Source organism: Actinomadura oligospora ATCC 43269 (assembly GCF_000518265.1).
Lineage (GTDB): Bacteria > Actinomycetota > Actinomycetes > Streptosporangiales > Streptosporangiaceae > Spirillospora > Spirillospora oligospora.
In genome coordinates this window covers 340,761-357,321 of the sequence record NZ_JADG01000004.1, presented here as the reverse complement: position 1 = coordinate 357,321, position 16,561 = coordinate 340,761, and the positions used below count along the sequence as shown (strand labels likewise).

Below are 16,561 nucleotides of genomic sequence, written 5' to 3'. Positions count from 1 at the left end.
TGTTCACGCGGCCGCCGGGAGGGCGCGGGCGTTGTCGATCACGTGGTCGACGAAGCCGTAGGCGCGGGCCTCCTCGGCGGTGAAGAAGCGGTCCCGGTCGGAGTCGGCCTCGATCCGCTCGGCGGACTGCCCGGTGTGGGAGGCGATGAGCCGCTGCATCAGCCGCTTGGTGGCGATCATGTTCTCGGTCTGGATGCGGATGTCCGTCGCCGTCCCGCCGATCCCGCCGGACGGCTGGTGCATGAGGATCCGCGCGTGCGGCAGCGCGTACCGCTTGCCCGGCGCGCCCGCGCACAGCAGGAACTGCCCCATGGACGCGGTGAACCCGAGCGACAGCGTCGCCACGTCGTTCGGGACGAACTGCATGATGTCGTAGATGGCCATCCCGGCGGTCACGGACCCGCCCGGGGAGTTGATGAACAGCTGGATGTCGCGCTGCGGGTCTTCAGCCGACAGCAGAAGGATCTCGGCGCAGAGACGGTTGGCGATCGCGTCGTCGACCTCCTGGCCGAGGAACACGATCCGCTCCCTGAGCAGGCGCTGGAAGACGTCCTCGGAGAGCTGGTGCGGTGGGTTGGTCATGCCGTCGAGATAACCGGCGCGCGCCGGGCGGCGTCCAACAAGACTTCCGGCGCTTTGACAACGCGCGCTTGTCAATCCCACGCTTGACCTGTGGATGTGGACGTTCCCGGACTGCGGGCCTTCGTCGCCGCCGCCGAGGAGATGCACTTCGGACGGGCCGCACAGCGCCTGTTCCTCACCCAGCAGGCGCTGTCCCAGCGCGTCCGGCGGCTGGAGTCCGTCCTCGGCGCGCCGCTGTTCGAACGCACCACCCGCCGCGTGGAGCTCACCGACGCCGGACGCCGCGTCCTCCCGCGCGCACGAGAGACGCTCAACGCCATCGACTCGGTCATGGCGGCCGTCCGGGGTGAGCCGCCGCGCCTCCGTGTGGACGTCTACGACCAGCGCTTCAGCCCGATGACGCTCGTCCGGGGGCTGCTCGACCGCGAATCCCGCCTGCGCGTCGAGGTCAGCATGCGGCAGGGCTTCGAGCAGGCCGTCCCCGCGCTGCTGTCTGGCGAGATCGACGCCGCGTTCGGCCAGGCCAGGGACCTTCCGGGACGCTGGCCGTCCGGGCTGGCGTCCCGGGTCGTCCAGCTGGTGCCGATGCAGGCGTTCGTCGGCCCGGACCATCCGCTCGCCGGGCGCGACGCGATGCGTCCGGACGAGCTGCGCGACATCGGCGTCGTCATGCCCGACCCGGTCGCGTCCGAGGCGCGGGCGTTCCTCACCCGCCTCGCGGGCCGCTTCGGCATCCCGATCCGGTTCGTCGAACCCGCCGTCGGCCTGTGGCACTACGGAGAGCTCGTCGCGCGCGAGGAGCACGCGGTCGCGCTGGGGGAGGCGGGCATCGAACTCCCCGAGGGGACCGAGCTGCACAGGATCCGTCTGGTGGACCCGGTTCCGCTCGTCCCGTGGTGCCTGACCTGGCGTTCCGGCGACACCTCGGCCGCGCTGCGGACCGTCCTGCGGCTGCTCCCCGCCGCCGTCCCGCCCCCGCCGGACGACCTGTCCCACTGGCTGGCCGACGACTACCGCGACTGACCGCACCCCGGATTGTCAGACCCGTTTGTTCTAGTGGACTCCACGTCGCTGACCTGCGTGATCAGTCTCATGATCGCTCTGCGTGGCGATGCGCGTTCGAACGTATTGACGAACGGGCACGGAACCGGTTTACTGTGAACGCGTCGAACTTATGTTCGACGTGGTGCGGGACTCGCGGCCCGTGCCACGGGCGACGTCCCCGCCGTGTCCAGCGCGCGGACACGGCGGGGACGCCTCGGCCGGGCGGAGAGAGGGGAAGCTCTCCGCCCGGCCATGCCCGACGCCCCGGAAGGAGGCAGACTCATGACCACGCTCACCCGCGGAGCCCGCTCCGCCACCCATAACGTCGCAGGCGCCGCCCAGCACGAGGCCCCGCGGCAGCGCCCCCGCGCGCTGCCCGCGCCCCGTCCCGCGCACACCGCCGTCGGCCAGCTGCACGCCGCCCGCGCCGGTCTCGCCGAGGCCGCCGAGGCGACCACGCCCGCCGTCCGGTACGTCAGCGCCCACCTGGCCGCGCTGCGCGCCGCCGCGGCCGTCCTGGCGGCGCACCAGCCCCTCGACCTCACCAGGCGGCGCGCCCGCCCCCGCAGCGTCTGGGTCCTTCTCCCCGAAGCCGACCCCGCGCTGCGCGAGTGGGCCGCCTACTTCGCCGCCGGAGCCGACAAGCGCGCCGCCGCCGAAGCGGGCCTCCCCCGAGCCGTCACCCCCCGCGAGGCCGACGAACTCCTCCACGACGCCGAGATCTTCGTCACCCTCGTGGAGGACACCCTGGGAGTCCCCATCCAGCAGAGCCTCCCGACCACCAACACCAACCGAGCGAGCTGAGTTGATTGAGCCCCCGGCTCCGCGCCCTCGCCTGGCGGCTCGGGTGCGGCCCGGTGACTCGGGCGAGCGCGACATCGCTTCGCGATCATCCGTGCGGGGGTTCGCCTCCGGCGTCACCCCCGCACGGCTGGTGGCGCGCTCGCGCGGTGGCTGAGGCCGCCGCCTGAGACTCCCGGAGGATGCGTGTTGCGGGGCCGCTCCTCCGGGCCTTACGTCCCGGCATGAGGGCGCGGACGCCAGTCCGCCCCGTCCGCGCCCTCATGCCGGGACACCGACCCGGCCGTCGCGCCCCTTGGGACGGCCGGCGCGTCGGGCCGTCGCGGCGCCATCCTCACCGCGCCGCGACGGCCCGACGCCACTCCCCACCTCACCCCGCCCGGCCACGCTCCCCAGCCCGACGCCGTTTCCCGGCCCCGCCCCTGCCCTGCCCCGCCCCGGTCCCCGCCCCGGCCCCGGTCCCCGCCCTGCCCCCGCCCCGGCCCCGGTCCCCGCCCGGCCCCGGCCCCGCCCTGCCCCGGCCCCGGTCCTGGTCCCCGCCCTGCCTTGGCCCGGTCCCGGTCCCAGCCCGGTCCCGGCCTGGCCCCGGTCCCGGCCCGGCCCGGCCCTTGTGCTCTAGCGGGGGAGGGGCTTCGGCTCGTGTGTGCGCGGGAGTTGTGGGCTGGACTTGCGTGCCTGACCTCGTCAAATGAGTGAAGTGGGCCGAAGTGTCACTTCGCGTCGACGGTGTTGGGCGAGTGTCATCGGCCTTGCCTTTCGGGGGTGAAACGTCTTCTTGAGGTGTGAAGCGTGTCACCTTGCCCGGGAGCCTTCTCTCGGGGAGTGATCTTGGTCCTGACCTCGTCGGATGGCCGGACGTGGTCACGGGGAGTGTCGGTGCGAGGTGAAGTGTCGCGGGTTGTTTGAGCGCCTAAGTGGTTTATGAAGCGTGGGCCATGGTTTGTTGCCGGACGACAATATTCGCGTGGCGATATGGCGAATGGGCGGGGATGGCCGAGCCGCGCGCGAGCGCGCTACCAGCCGTGCGGGGGTGACGCCGGAGGCGAACCCCCGCACGGCTGATCGCGAAGCGATGCCGCGCTCGCCCGAGTCACCGGGCCGAGGGCGAGCCGCCAGGCGAGTCCTCGGAGCCGGGGGCTCAAAGTCAACACTGCCGGCGTTGTTGGCGTTCTTGGGGGTGGTGGCGTACTCGCTCTCGATGGCGGTGCTGACGCCCGCGATGCCGCTGGTGCAGCGGGATCTGCACACGTCGGCGGCGGGGGCGGCCTGGGGGCTGACGGCGATGATGCTGTCGGCGGCGGTCTCGACGCCCGTCGTGGGGCGCCTGGGTGACCTGTACGGGCCTCGGCGGGTGCTGTTGGTGGTTCTGGGCGTGGCGACGGCCGGGACGGTTCTGGCGGCGATTGCGCCCTCTCTGGGGGTACTGCTGGCCGGGCGGGCGCTCGCCGGGATCGGCGGGGGCGTGTTCCCGCTGGCGTACACGGTGATCCGGAGCGTCCTGCCGCCGGCGCGGACGGCCTCGGCGGTCGGGTTGATGTCGTCCATGCTCGGGCTGGGTGGGGCGCCGTCGTGGTGCGTGGCCGGGCCGGTGATCGACCTGCTGGGGTGGCGGTGGCTGCTGTGGATGCCGGTGCTCGGGCTGGTGCCGGGGCTGGTCCTGGCGTGGCGGCTCGTCCCGCAGGTGCCCGGACGGCCCGGCGCGGGCGTCGACTGGTGGGGCGCGGGCCTGTTCTCGGCGTGGATGGTGGCGGCGCTGACCGCGCTCACGCAGGGCATGTCGTGGGGCTGGACGTCCGCCGGGGTGCTGGGGCTGGCGGGCGCCGCCGTGGTCCTGGCGGCCGTCTGGTGGGTCGTGGAACGGAGGGTGGACGAGCCGCTCGTCGATCCGCGGCTCATGCGCGTGCGCGGGGTCTGGACGGCGAACGCGGCGTCGTTGCTGGCCGGTTATGGCCTGATGGCGGGCGGCGTGCTGTTCCCGCTGCTGGTGCAGGCTCCGCGTCCGACGGGGTTCGGGGGCAGCGCGACGGCGGCGGCGATGCTCCAGCTTCCCGCGAGCGTGGGGATGACGCTCGCGGGGATCGCCGCCGGACGGCTCCACCACCGCGTCGGGTCCCGTGCCGTCCTCATGGCGGGGGCCGTGCTCACGGGCGCGGGGTATGCGTTCGTCGCGCTGGCCCATGGCGCGATGTGGGAGCTCTACGTCGGCGGGACGGCACGAGGGGTCGGGCTGGGGTTGGCCTATGCGGCGGTCGCGAACCTGGTGGTCGCGGCCGTCGAGCCCGCGCAGACGGGGGTGGCGACCGGGGTGAACACGCTGTTGCGGACGGTCGGCGGGTCCCTCGGGACGCAGGTCAGCGCGGTCATCCTCACCGCCTCGGCCGTCCACGGCCATCCCGGCGGGACGGGCTACACGACGGGCTTCACCGTCACGGCGGCGTCGATGGCGGGGGTGCTGGCGCTCGCGCTGGCCGCGCCGGGACGACGGGGACGAGGGCGAGGGCGCGCGACACGGCGGTCCGAGGCCCTGGACCCGGACGCGCATGAGCCCGCGTCAACACGCCCCAGCGCGCAGCGCTAGGACGCCCAGCCGGTGGCACAAAGGCCGGACGGCCCGGCGGCACGAAGGCCGCCGGACCGTCCGACGCAAGGGTCTCCGCCCGGCCTCCCGAAAGGCTTCCGGGGGCCGTGACCCGGGTGTTAGAAGGACTCCACGGCCCTGCGGGCCTCGGGGTCCAGCACGCCCCAGCCGATGAGCTCCTCGGTGAGCTCGGTCGGGGACTTGTCGTAGATCACGGCAAGAGAACGCAGGTCCTCCTGCCGGATGGACAGGACCTTTCCGTTGTAGTCGCCCCGCTGGCTCTGGATCGTCGCGGCGTAGCGGGCGAGGGGACCGGCCTTGTCCTTCGGAAGCTGCTGCAGGCGCTCAAGGTCGATGACGAGCTTGGGCGTTGGCCCGAGCGGGCTCGGCGCGGCTCCGCCGGGCAGCAACTCGGAGACCGGCACGCCGTAGAAATCGGCGAGCTCGGCCAGCTTCTGAACGGTGACGGCGCGGTCGCCCCGCTCGTACGAACCCACGACGACGGCCTTCCAGCGGCCACGGGACTTCTCCTCCACACCGTGCAGGGACAGGCCCTGCTGGGTGCGGATGGCGCGCAGGCGCGCGCCGAGAGCCTTAGCGTATTCAGACGGCATTTCGCGGCCCCCCAGGCTCACTTCTCGTCGTCGTTGCGGATTCCCCGGCGCCGGTGGGTCCGGTGCCGGGCGGAGTCGGGCCTCCCGGCCGTCACGGCCCGGAAGTCCTCCTCCAGGGATGGTTACGGACAGTGACGGTAAAACGGTGACGCCCCCAGGTCAAGCCGATTGGAAAAAAGCGGTCGAATCCGTAGGTGTCGATCCGGGTCGTCCGGATCGACGCGAAGGCCCGCACGCCCCGCCCTGCGGGCATCGGCGACCCCTTCCGCGCGCGCCCCGCGCGTGCGGGCGCGCGGCGGTGTGTGACCGCTCTCACCAGGCATGATGTGGCCGGGAGGGGTTCGGTTCAGGGGAGCGGTCCTGCTACCTTGTGGGGGACAAGGCGTCCTTTAAGACCCGTCCTGTGAGGCGGGAAAGGAGGTTCAGGCGGTGAATGCTGCCCAAAGGCCGGACGATCCGGCCGAGACGCGTGTGACCGGCCGTGACAGCGGCGAGGACTCCCGGCAGAAGGCCGTTCTGGAGGGTCCCGACATCCGGCGCGCGCTCACCCGTATCGCCCACGAGATCCTCGAGCGGACCAAGGGCGGCGAGGACGTCGTCCTGATCGGCATCCAGACCCGCGGCGTGACGCTGGCCGAGCGGCTGGCCGGGGCGCTGCACGAGGTCGAGGGCCGGCCCGTCCCGTGGGGCTCGCTCGACGTGACGATGTACCGGGACGACCTGCGGCTGCGGCCCGCCCGCGCGATCCGCCGCACCGAGCTGCCCCCGGGCGGCATCGAGGACCGTGTCGTGGTCCTGGTCGACGACGTGCTGTTCTCCGGCCGCACCGTGCGCGCCGCGCTGGACGCGCTGAACGAACTCGGCCGCCCCCGCGCCGTCCAGCTCGCCGTCCTGGTGGACCGCGGGCACCGCGAGCTCCCGATCCGCGCCGACTACGTGGGCAAGAACCTGCCCACCTCGACGCGCGAGACGGTGAAGGTCCTGCTGGCCGAGAACGACGGCCGGGACGCCGTCCTCCTCGGTCCGAAGGAGGAGAAGTAAGTGAAGCGCCACCTCATCTCGGCCGCCGACCTCACCCGCGACGACGCGCTGCTCGTTCTCGACACCGCCGAGGAACTGGCCCGCGCGACCGAGGGGTCGATGAAGAAGCTCCCGACGCTGCGCGGCCGGACGGTCGTCAACCTCTTCTTCGAGGACTCGACCCGCACCCGCATCTCGTTCGAGGCCGCCGCCAAGCGGCTCAGCGCGGACGTCATCAACTTCTCCGCCAAGGGCTCGTCGGTCAGCAAGGGCGAGAGCCTGAAGGACACCGCGCTCACCCTGGAGGCCATGGGCGCCGACGGCGTCGTCATCCGGCACGGCGCGTCCGGCGCGCCGCACCGGCTGGCCAACTGGGTGAAGGGCAGCGTCGTGAACGCCGGGGACGGCACGCACGAGCACCCCACCCAGGCCCTGCTGGACGCCTTCACCATGCGCCGCCGCCTCGGCGACCTGGAGGGCCGCAAGGTCACCATCGTCGGGGACATCCTGCACAGCCGGGTGGCACGGTCCAACGTGCTGCTGCTGAACACCCTGGGCGCCGAGGTCACCGTGGTCGCCCCGCCGACGCTGCTGCCGGTCGCGGTGGACACCTGGCCCGCCCAGGTCTCCTACGACCTGGACGCCGTGCTGCCGAAGAGTGACGTGGTGATGATGCTGCGCGTCCAGCACGAGCGGATGAACGCCAGCTACTTCCCGACCGTCCGCGAGTACAGCCGCCGGTACGGCCTGGACACCGATCGCATGGCCCGCCTGGCCGACCACGCGATCGTCATGCACCCCGGCCCGATGAACCGGGGCGTGGAGATCGCGGCCGAGGTCGCCGACTCCGTCCGGTCCACCATCGTCGAGCAGGTCGCCAACGGCGTCAGCGCTCGCATGGCCGTTCTCTACCTGCTGCTCGGCGGTTCCGAGCCCGCCATCGGCAAGGAGGTCTCCCTGTGAGCACCACGTACCTGATCAAGGGCGCGCGCGTCCTGGGCGGAGACGCCGCCGACATCCTGGTCCGGGACGGCGTGATCGCCGAGATCGGCCGGGACCTGAGCGCCGAGGGCGCGGAGATCGTCCAGGCCGAGGGGTTCGTCGCTCTGCCCGGCCTGGTGGACCTGCACACCCACCTGCGCGAGCCCGGCCGCGAGGACGCCGAGACCGTCGAGTCCGGCACCAGGGCCGCCGCGATGGGCGGGTTCACCGCCGTCCACGCCATGGCCAACACCGACCCCGTCGCCGACACCGCGGGGGTCGTCGAGCAGGTCTGGCGGCTCGGCCGCGAGGCCGGGTACTGCGACGTCCAGCCGGTCGGCGCGGTCACCGTCGGGCTCAAGGGGCAGCAGCTCGCCGAGCTCGGCGCGATGGCCGACTCGGCCGCCGGCGTCCGGGTGTTCTCCGACGACGGCCACTGCGTCTCGGACGCGGTGATCATGCGGCGCGCGCTGGAGTACGTCAAGGCGTTCGACGGCGTCGTCGCCCAGCACGCGCAGGAGCCCCGGCTGACCGAGGGCGCGCAGATGAACGAGGGCGAGATGAGCGCCGCGCTCGGCATGGCCGGCTGGCCCGCGGTCGCCGAGGAGGCGATCATCGCCCGGGACGTGCTGCTCGCCCAGCACGTCGGCTCGCGGCTGCACGTGTGCCACGTGTCCACGGCGGGCTCGGTGGAGATCATCCGCTGGGCCAAGTCCAAGGGCTGCCAGGTGACCGCCGAGGTCACCCCGCACCACCTGCTGCTGAGCGACGAGCTCGCCGCGTCCTACGACCCGATCTACAAGGTCAACCCGCCGCTGCGCACGGCCGACGACGTCACCGCGCTCCGGCACGCCCTGGCGGACGGCACGATCGACATCGTCGCCACCGACCACGCGCCGCACCCGGTCGAGGCGAAGGAGACCGAGTGGGCCGTGGCCGCCATGGGCATGATCGGCCTGGAGACCGCGCTGGCGGTCGTCCAGGAGGCCATGGTCGAGACCGGCCTGCTCGACTGGGCGGGGGTCGCCGAGCGCATGTCGTTCGCGCCCGCCCGCATCGGCCGCCTCTCCGGACAGGGTCGTCCGCTGGAGGCGGGGTCGCCCGCCAACATCACGCTGTACGACCCGTCGCCGCGCCGCGCCGTGGACCCGGCCGCGATGACGTCCAAGAGCCGCAACACCCCGTACACGGGGATGGAGCTGCCCGGACGCGTCGTCGCGACCTTCCTGCGCGGCCGTCCGACCGTTCTGGAAGGAAAGCTTCAGTGACCCCACCCCACGCCCCTGGCCGCGCGCCGTCTGGACTGAGGAGCGCAGGGAGCCTGCGACCGGAGCGACGAGGGAAGACGGCGCGTCACGGAGGCCAGGGGCCCGCGAACGGAGTGAGCCGATGAGCACAGCGCTGCTCGTTCTGGAAGACGGACGGACGTTCCAGGGGGTCGCCTACGGGGCCGAGGGGGAGACCTTCGGCGAGATGGTCTTCAACACCGGCATGACCGGCTACCAGGAGACCCTCACCGACCCGTCCTACGCCCGGCAGATCGTGGCGATGACCGCCCCGCACATCGGCAACACCGGCGTGAACGACGAGGACCCCGAGTCGTCCCGCATCCAGGTGGCCGGGTACGTGGTGCGCGAGCCCGCGCGGGTGGCGTCGAACTGGCGGGCCACCGGCTCGCTGGGCTCGGCCCTGCGCGCGCAGGGCGTGGTCGGCATCGCGATCACCGGCACCCGGGCGCTGACCCGGCACCTGCGCGACCGCGGCGCGATGCGCGCCGGGATCTTCAGCGGGGACGCCGCCCAGGCCCCCGTGGACGAGCTGCTGAGGCGCGTCCAGGAGTCGCCGCAGATGGCCGGCGCGTCCCTCGCCGAGGAGGTCGCCACCCAGGAGGCCTACGTCGTCCCGGCGATCGGCGAGAAGCGGTTCACGGTCGCGGCCGTGGACCTCGGCATCAAGGGCATGACCCCGCACCGGATGGCCGAGCGCGGTGTCGAGGTGCACGTCCTGCCCGCGACGGTCACGGCCGGGGACATCCTCGCGCTGGACCCGGACGGCGTGTTCTTCTCCAACGGCCCGGGCGACCCCGAGACCGCCGACCACCAGGTCGCGGCCCTGCGCGGGGTCCTGGACGCCGGGAAGCCGTTCTTCGGCATCTGCTTCGGCAACCAGATCTTCGGCCGCGCCCTCGGCCTCGGCACCTACAAGCTGCGGTTCGGCCACCGCGGCGTGAACCAGCCGGTGCAGGACGTCCGCACCGGCAAGGTCGAGATCTCCGCGCACAACCACGGGTTCGCCGTGGACGCGCCCAAGGACGGCCCGTTCGAGACCCCCTACGGCCGCGCCGAGGTCTCCCACGTGAACCTGAACGACGGCTGCGTCGAGGGCCTGCGGCTGCTCGACCGGCCCGCGTTCAGCGTCCAGTACCACCCCGAGGCGGCGGCGGGCCCCCACGACGCCTCCGGCCTCTTCGACCAGTTCGTCCAGATCATGGAGGCCGGAGCGTAATGCCGCGCAGGGAAGACATCCGGTCCGTCCTGGTCATCGGGTCCGGCCCGATCGTGATCGGGCAGGCCGCCGAGTTCGACTACTCCGGGACGCAGGCGTGCCGCGTGCTGCGCTCGGAGGGCCTGCGGGTCGTCCTGGTCAACAGCAACCCGGCGACGATCATGACCGACCCGGAGATGGCGGACGCGACCTACGTCGAGCCGATCACCCCGGAGACCGTCGAGAAGATCATCGCCAAGGAGCGGCCGGACGCGCTGCTGCCCACGCTGGGCGGCCAGACGGCCCTCAACACCGCGATCGCCCTCTACGAGAGCGGCGTCCTCGACGAGTACGGCGTCGAGCTGATCGGCGCGGACGTCGACGCCATCCAGGCGGGCGAGAACCGCGAGAGGTTCAAGGAGGTCGTCGCCAAGGTCGCGCGCGAGCAGGGCCTGAACGCCGAGTCCGCGCGGTCGCTCATCTGCCACACCATGGACGAGGTGCTGGCCGCGGCCGGGGAGCTCGGCTACCCGGTGGTCGTCCGGCCGTCGTTCACCATGGGCGGCGCGGGCTCCGGCTTCGCGCACGACGAGGACGACCTGCGCCGCATCGCCGGCGCCGGGCTCGACGCGTCCCCGACCAGCGAGGTGCTCCTGGAGGAGTCCATCCTCGGCTGGAAGGAGTACGAGCTGGAGGTGATGCGCGACCGCAACGACAACGTCGTCATCGTCTGCTCGATCGAGAACCTCGACCCGATGGGCGTGCACACCGGCGACTCGATCACCGTCGCGCCCGCGATGACGCTCACCGACCGCGAGTACCAGAACATGCGGGACGTGGCGATCGCGGTGATCCGCGAGGTCGGCGTCGACACCGGCGGCTGCAACATCCAGTTCGCCGTCCACCCGGGCACCGGCCGGATGATCGTCATCGAGATGAACCCGCGCGTGTCGCGGTCCTCGGCGCTGGCGTCCAAGGCCACCGGCTTCCCGATCGCCAAGATCGCGGCGCGGCTGGCCGTCGGGTACACGCTGGACGAGATCCCGAACGACATCACCCGCGTGACCCCGGCCTCGTTCGAGCCGACCCTCGACTACGTCGTGGTCAAGGTCCCGCGGTTCGCGTTCGAGAAGTTCCCCGGCGCGGACGGCACGCTCACCACGCACATGAAGTCGGTCGGCGAGGCCATGGCCATCGGCCGCAACTTCACCGAGGCGCTGCAGAAGGCGCTGCGGTCGCTGGAGCAGAAGGGCTCGTCCTTCTCCTGGGCGGGCGCGGTCGGCGACAAGGCCGAGTGGCTCGCCACGGCCGCCGAGCCGCACGACGGGCGCGTCCGGGCCGTCCAGCGGGCGATGTGGGCGGGCGCGACCGTCCAGGAGGCGTACGAGGCGACCCGGATCGACCCGTGGTTCCTCGACCAGATCGCCGGGCTGAACCAGATCGCCGAGGAGGTCCGCACCGCCGAGGACGCGCTGACCCGCGACAAGATCCTCACCGCCAAGCGGCACGGCTTCTCCGACGCCCAGATCGCCGAGCTGCGCGGCCTGCACGAGGACGTCGTCCGCGAGGTGCGGCACGCCCTCGGCGTCCGGCCCGTCTACCTCACCGTGGACACCTGCGCCGCCGAGTTCGAGGCGAAGACGCCGTACCTGTACTCGGCCTACGACGAGGAGACCGAGGTCCCGCCGGGGGAGAAGCCCAAGGTCATCATTCTCGGCTCGGGCCCGAACCGGATCGGGCAGGGCGTGGAGTTCGACTACTCCTGCGTCCACGCCTCCTTCACCCTCGCCGACGCGGGCTACGAGACCGTCATGGTCAACTGCAACCCCGAGACGGTCTCGACCGACTACGACACCTCCGACCGGCTCTACTTCGAGCCGCTCACCCTGGAGGACGTCCTGGAGGTCGTGCACGCCGAGCAGCGGTCCGGCCAGGTCGCGGGCGTGATCGTCCAGCTGGGCGGGCAGACCCCGCTCGGCCTCGCGCAGAAGCTCAAGGACGCGGGCGTGCCGATCGTCGGCACCTCGCCCGAGTCGATCCACCTCGCCGAGGAGCGCGGCGCGTTCGGCCGCGTCCTGCACCGGGCCGGGCTCACCGCGCCCAAGCACGGCACCGCCACCTCCTACGAGGAGGCGCGGGAGATCGCCGCCGAGATCGGCTACCCGGTGCTCGTCCGGCCGTCCTACGTGCTCGGCGGACGCGGCATGGAGATCGTCTACGACGACGCCACGCTCGAGGCGTACATGAACCAGCACCGCCAAGGCGACCTCTTGGCGCACCCGGTGCTGGTGGACCGCTTCCTCGACGAGGCCATCGAGATCGACGTGGACGCCCTGTTCGACGGCGAGGAGCTCTACCTCGGCGGCGTCATGGAGCACATCGAGGAGGCCGGGATCCACTCCGGCGACTCGGCGTGCGCGCTCCCGCCGATCACCCTCGGCCACGACGACCTGCACCGCATCCGCGAGGCCACCGAGGCGCTCGCGAAGGGCATCGGCGTCCGCGGGCTGATGAACGTCCAGTTCGCGCTGTCGGCGGGCGTCCTGTACGTCCTGGAGGCCAACCCGCGCGCGTCCCGGACCGTCCCGTTCGTGTCGAAGGCGACGGCCGTGCCGCTGGCCAAGGCCGCCGCCCGCGTCATGATGGGCGCGACGATCTCCGCGCTCCGCGCCGAGGGCCTGCTGCCGCCGTCCGGCGACGGCGGGGCGCTCCCGCTGGACGCGCCGATCGCGGTGAAGGAGGCCGTCCTCCCGTTCGACCGGTTCCGCAACGCCAAGGGCCAGGGCGTGGACACCGTCCTCGGCCCGGAGATGCGGTCCACCGGCGAGGTCATGGGCATCGACGAGGTGTTCGGCACCGCCTACGCCAAGTCGCAGCAGGCCGCCTACGGCTCGCTGCCGACCAAGGGCCGGCTGTTCGTGTCGGTGGCGAACCGGGACAAGCGCCACATGATCTTCCCCGTGAAGCGCCTTGCTGACCTGGGCTTTGAGATTCTTGCCACGGAAGGGACCGCCGAGGTCCTGCGCCGCAACGGCGTGCGTGCCAAGATCGTGCGCAAGCACAGCGACGGTCCGGGCGAAGGGGGCGAGCCCACCATCGTGCGGCGCGTCCTCGACGGGGAGGTGGACCTCATCGTCAATACTCCCTTCGGGAGCCCCGGCCAGTCCGGGCCCCGGCTGGACGGCTACGAGATCAGGACCGCGGCCGTCCTGCGCGGCGTGCCGTGCGTGACCACCGTCCAGGGGCTCGCCGCGGCCGTGCAGGGCATCGAGGCCATCGCCGGCGGGCTGGTCGGCGTCCGCTCCCTCCAGGAGCACGCCGAGCGGCTGAGCGGCGCGCACGGCGTGCTCGGGCAGGGGTGAGCTGAGGAAACGGGCCCCGGCGGGCCGCCCCCTGCGCGGGGCGGCCCGCCGACCCGGACGAGGACGAGAGGGAGACGGGTGTCCGACTCACCGGTGCAGACGTCGGCGACGGTCCTGACGGTCCGCCAGGTGCAGGACTACCACGCGATGACGCTGGTGGCCCCGGCCATAGCCGAGCGGTTCCGACCCGGCCAGTTCGTGGCGGTCGCCGTCGGCGGCGAGCACTCCGCCCGGCTGGTGCGGCGCTGCTTCTCGGTCTACGAGGTCAAGTCGGACTACGGCGGGACGGTCGAGATCGTGTTCGCCGACACCGAGCCCGGCACGTCCTTCCTGGCCTCCCGGCGCTCCCGGGACCAGGTCGACCTGCTCGGCCCGCTCGGCCGCCCGTTCCGGCTGCCCCGCGACCCGGTGAGCTGCCTGCTGGTCGGCGGCGGCCCGCAGGGCGCGGCGGTGTTCGCGCTCGCCGACACCCTGGCCCGCCGCGGCTGCAAGGTCCACTTCGTGCTCTGCGGCGCGTCCGCGCCGGAGGTGTTCGGCTCCCGGATGGCGCAGCGCATCGGCGACTCGGCCGTGACCGTGACCGAGGACGGCTCGCTCGGCGAGCGCGGCACCGTCCGCGACGTCCTGCCCCGGGTCATCGACGAGACCGGGACCGACGTGGTCTACGCCTGCGGCCCGACCTCGCTGCTGCGCGCGGTCACCCGCGTCGCGGGCGACTTCGGGCTCCCGTCCCAGGTGTTCCTGGAGGAGTTCCTCCAGGCCACCGCGGTCTGCGGGATCGGCGTGTGCGGGACGTGCGTGCTCCCGTTCCACGGCGACGACGGCGTCACCCGCATGGTCCGGGCCTGCGCGGACGGCCCGGTGCTGCGCGGCGACCGGGTCCGCTGGGGCGACCTCGGCACGATCCCGTTCGACGCGCTCGGCGCGCCGCGCGTCCTGTCGGCCGTCCCGCCCGAAGGAGCCGACCGATGACCCCCGGCCCAAATCCCTCCGCCCTGCCCGTCCCCGTCCGCTCCGAGCCCTTCTGCCTGCCGTCCGTGCCTGTCCCGCCGTCCGTACCGTCGCGTGAGGGGAGCGACCGATGAGCGCCGCGTCCACCGACATGACCGTCCGGATCGGCTCGCTGGAGCTGCCGAACCCCGTCCTCACGGCCGCCGGTTGCGGCGGCACCGGACGCGAGCTGGCCCCCTTCTTCGACCTCACCCGGATCGGCGCGTTCACCACCTCCTCGGTGACGACGCAGCCGCGCGCCGGACGCCCCACCCCCCGCGCCGCCGAGACCCCCGCCGGACTGCTCACCGCCATGGGCCTGCCCGGCCCCGGCGTCGAGCCGTTCCTCGAGCGCGACCTGCCCTGGCTGGTCGACCGCGACGTCCGGACGATCGTGTCGGTCGCGGGCAACAGCGTCGAGGAGTTCGCCGAGGTCGCCCGGCGGCTGCGCGGCGTCCCCAACATCGCCGCGATCGAGGTCAACGTCGCCTGCCCGAACGTCGCCGACCGGGGCCGCATGTTCGGCTGGCACCCGGGCGCGGCGGCGGCCGTGGTCGGGGCCGTCCGGACGCACTCGCGGCCCGGCACCCCCGTCCTCGCCAAGCTCGCCCCGGACGTCACCGACATCGCCCGCATCGCGCTCGCCTGCGTGGACGCGGGCGCCGACGGCCTCACCCTGGTCAACACCATGGAGGGCATGGCGATCGACACCGCCACCCTGCGGCCCGCGCTGACCGGCGTGTCCGGCGGGCTGTCCGGGCCCGCGATCCGCCCGGTCGCGGTCCGCTGCGTCTACCAGGTGCACGCCGCGCTGCCGGATGTCCCGATCATCGGGGTCGGCGGCGTCGACTCCGGGCTCGCCGCCCTGGAGTTCATCCTCGCCGGGGCGAGCGCCGTCGCCCTCGGCACCACCCTGTTCCACGAGCCCGGCGCCCCGCTGCGCGTGCTGCGCGAGCTGGAGGACGCCCTGGCGTCCCGCCGCGTCGCCCACCTCGCCGACGCCGTCGGGCTCGCCCACAAGCCCGCCGGGTACGTCCCGCCGCGCGTCCTGCCCCTGCCCCCGGACCTCACCGAGGGTGCCGCCGAGACCGCGGAAGCCGCTGTGTCCGCCTCTGTGTCCGCCGCTGAGGCGCCGGGCGGCCCCTCCGGCACTCGGACGCGCCCGGCGTCCCGCACGGCCGCTGACGCCGCGTTCGGGGCTCGGTCAGGCCGCGCGGACGGCCGCCCGGGGTCCCTCGAGGGCTCCGCGACCACCTGGGAGGCGCGGATCGCCGCGCCCGCGCGCCCCCGCCGCGACGACGCCCCGGCCCCCGACCCCGCCGCGGCCGAGACCAAGGAGAGACTCCCGTGACCGCTGTACAGGCACCCATCGCCGTCGCCCTGGACGCCCCCGACCTGGACACGGCCGCGCGCTGGGCCGGCCAGGTCACCCCGCACGTGAGCACCGTCAAGGTCGGCCTCGAGCTCTACCTGCGCTACGGCCCCGACGTGGTCGCGAGCGTCCGCGGGGCCAGCCGCGTCCAGGTGTTCCTGGACCTGAAGCTCCACGACATCCCCGCGACCGTCGCGGGCGCCACCCGCGCCGTCGCCCGCCTGAAGCCGACCTACCTGACCGTCCACGCCGCGGGCGGGTCCGCGATGATCCGCGCCGCCGCCGAGGCCGCCCCGGACACCCGGATCGCCGCCGTGACCGTCCTGACGTCCCTCGACGACGCCGACCTCGCCCGGATCGGCCTCGAGGGTCCCGCGGCGGACGCCGTCCTGCGCCTGGCCGCCCTGTCGGTCGAGGCGGGCGCCCGCGCCCTGGTCTGCTCCCCGCACGAGGCCGCCGCCGTCCGCGCCGAGGTCGGCCCCGACATCACCCTCATCACCCCCGGCGTCCGCCCGTCCGGCGCCGCCACCCAGGACCAGGCCCGCGTCGCCACCCCCGAGCAGGCCCTCGCCGCCGGAGCCGACCTCCTCGTCATCGGCCGCCCCATCACCGGCGCCCCCGACCCCGGCGCCGCCGCCGCCAGCATCGCGGCTTCGCTGCGTAGGATTTGAGCTCCCGGCTCCCCGCCCTCGCCTAGCGGCTCGGGCGCGGCCCGGAAGCTCGTGCGAGCGCG

13 protein-coding genes are annotated in these 16,561 nt (G+C 73.3%); 11 read left to right on the top strand and 2 right to left on the bottom strand.

What is annotated here, in order from left to right; all coding sequences use genetic code 11:
* Window positions 1–3: 3 nt before the first annotated feature.
* On the bottom strand, window positions 4–582 hold the full coding sequence (locus tag P696_RS0106185) for an ATP-dependent Clp protease proteolytic subunit (RefSeq protein ID WP_026411641.1): 579 nt from the start codon (window positions 580–582) through the stop codon (window positions 4–6).
* Window positions 583–672: 90 nt separating this feature from the next.
* Between P696_RS0106185 and P696_RS0106180 the strand changes: the two genes are divergently transcribed.
* The 3 genes from P696_RS0106180 (at window position 673) to P696_RS0106170 (ending at window position 5,005) form a co-directional block, all read left to right on the top strand.
* Complete coding sequence (locus tag P696_RS0106180; protein WP_026411640.1) at window positions 673–1,605, top strand: LysR family transcriptional regulator; 933 nt, start codon at window positions 673–675, stop codon at window positions 1,603–1,605.
* Window positions 1,606–1,908: 303 nt separating this feature from the next.
* Entirely contained in the window at window positions 1,909–2,430 is a 522-nt protein-coding gene (locus P696_RS43640) for an SAV_6107 family HEPN domain-containing protein (protein ID WP_051466953.1), read from the top strand.
* Between the two features lie 1,156 nt (window positions 2,431–3,586).
* Window positions 3,587–5,005 (top strand): MFS transporter, encoded by a 1,419-nt coding sequence (locus P696_RS0106170; protein WP_245627528.1) that lies wholly within the window; start codon window positions 3,587–3,589, stop codon window positions 5,003–5,005.
* Window positions 5,006–5,124: 119 nt separating this feature from the next.
* Here P696_RS0106170 and bldD read toward each other — a convergent pair whose 3' ends face one another.
* On the bottom strand, window positions 5,125–5,619 hold the full coding sequence (gene bldD / locus P696_RS0106165) for a transcriptional regulator BldD (protein ID WP_021597992.1): 495 nt from the start codon (window positions 5,617–5,619) through the stop codon (window positions 5,125–5,127).
* Window positions 5,620–6,090: 471 nt separating this feature from the next.
* Here bldD and pyrR point away from each other — a divergent pair, with 471 nt between their 5' ends.
* From pyrR to pyrF, 8 genes are all read left to right on the top strand, one after another.
* Window positions 6,091–6,660 carry a bifunctional pyr operon transcriptional regulator/uracil phosphoribosyltransferase PyrR gene (pyrR, locus tag P696_RS0106160; RefSeq protein WP_026411638.1) on the top strand — a complete coding sequence of 190 codons (570 nt, stop codon included), beginning with the start codon at window positions 6,091–6,093 and terminating at the stop codon, window positions 6,658–6,660.
* On the top strand, window positions 6,661–7,602 hold the full coding sequence (locus P696_RS0106155) for an aspartate carbamoyltransferase catalytic subunit (protein ID WP_026411637.1): 942 nt from the start codon (window positions 6,661–6,663) through the stop codon (window positions 7,600–7,602).
* Window positions 7,599–8,888: a dihydroorotase gene (locus P696_RS0106150; protein ID WP_026411636.1), complete on the top strand. Its 1,290-nt coding sequence runs from the start codon at window positions 7,599–7,601 to the stop codon at window positions 8,886–8,888. Before P696_RS0106155 ends, P696_RS0106150 begins: the two co-directional genes overlap by 4 nt.
* A 121-nt stretch (window positions 8,889–9,009) precedes the next feature.
* Window positions 9,010–10,125 carry a glutamine-hydrolyzing carbamoyl-phosphate synthase small subunit gene (carA, locus tag P696_RS0106145; RefSeq protein ID WP_026411635.1) on the top strand — a complete coding sequence of 372 codons (1,116 nt, stop codon included), beginning with the start codon at window positions 9,010–9,012 and terminating at the stop codon, window positions 10,123–10,125.
* Window positions 10,125–13,466 carry a carbamoyl-phosphate synthase large subunit gene (gene carB, locus P696_RS0106140; protein ID WP_026411634.1) on the top strand — a complete coding sequence of 1,114 codons (3,342 nt, stop codon included), beginning with the start codon at window positions 10,125–10,127 and terminating at the stop codon, window positions 13,464–13,466. The genes carA and carB overlap by 1 nt, the downstream gene beginning before the upstream one ends.
* A gap of 78 nt (window positions 13,467–13,544) precedes the next feature.
* Complete coding sequence (locus tag P696_RS0106135; RefSeq protein WP_026411633.1) at window positions 13,545–14,438, top strand: iron-sulfur cluster-binding protein; 894 nt, start codon at window positions 13,545–13,547, stop codon at window positions 14,436–14,438.
* Between the two features lie 109 nt (window positions 14,439–14,547).
* Window positions 14,548–15,807: a dihydroorotate dehydrogenase gene (locus P696_RS43630; RefSeq protein WP_084336870.1), complete on the top strand. Its 1,260-nt coding sequence runs from the start codon at window positions 14,548–14,550 to the stop codon at window positions 15,805–15,807.
* The gene (gene pyrF / locus P696_RS0106125) at window positions 15,804–16,499 is read left to right on the top strand and encodes an orotidine-5'-phosphate decarboxylase (protein ID WP_026411632.1); all 696 of its coding nucleotides are present in this window, start codon (window positions 15,804–15,806) and stop codon (window positions 16,497–16,499) included. Before P696_RS43630 ends, pyrF begins: the two co-directional genes overlap by 4 nt.
* Window positions 16,500–16,561: the final 62 nt, after the last annotated feature.

Excerpts from the sequence above, each read along its gene's own strand:
- bldD (WP_021597992.1), bottom strand. The coding sequence starts at position 5,619 with ATGCCGTCTGAATACGCTAAGGCTCTCGGCGCGCGCCTGCGCGCCATC.
- carB (WP_026411634.1), top strand. The coding sequence starts at position 10,125 with ATGCCGCGCAGGGAAGACATCCGGTCCGTCCTGGTCATCGGGTCCGGC.
- carA (WP_026411635.1), top strand. The coding sequence starts at position 9,010 with ATGAGCACAGCGCTGCTCGTTCTGGAAGACGGACGGACGTTCCAGGGG.
- P696_RS43640 (WP_051466953.1), top strand. The coding sequence starts at position 1,909 with ATGACCACGCTCACCCGCGGAGCCCGCTCCGCCACCCATAACGTCGCA.
- P696_RS0106185 (WP_026411641.1), bottom strand. The coding sequence starts at position 582 with ATGACCAACCCACCGCACCAGCTCTCCGAGGACGTCTTCCAGCGCCTG.
- P696_RS43630 (WP_084336870.1), top strand. The coding sequence starts at position 14,548 with ATGAGCGCCGCGTCCACCGACATGACCGTCCGGATCGGCTCGCTGGAG.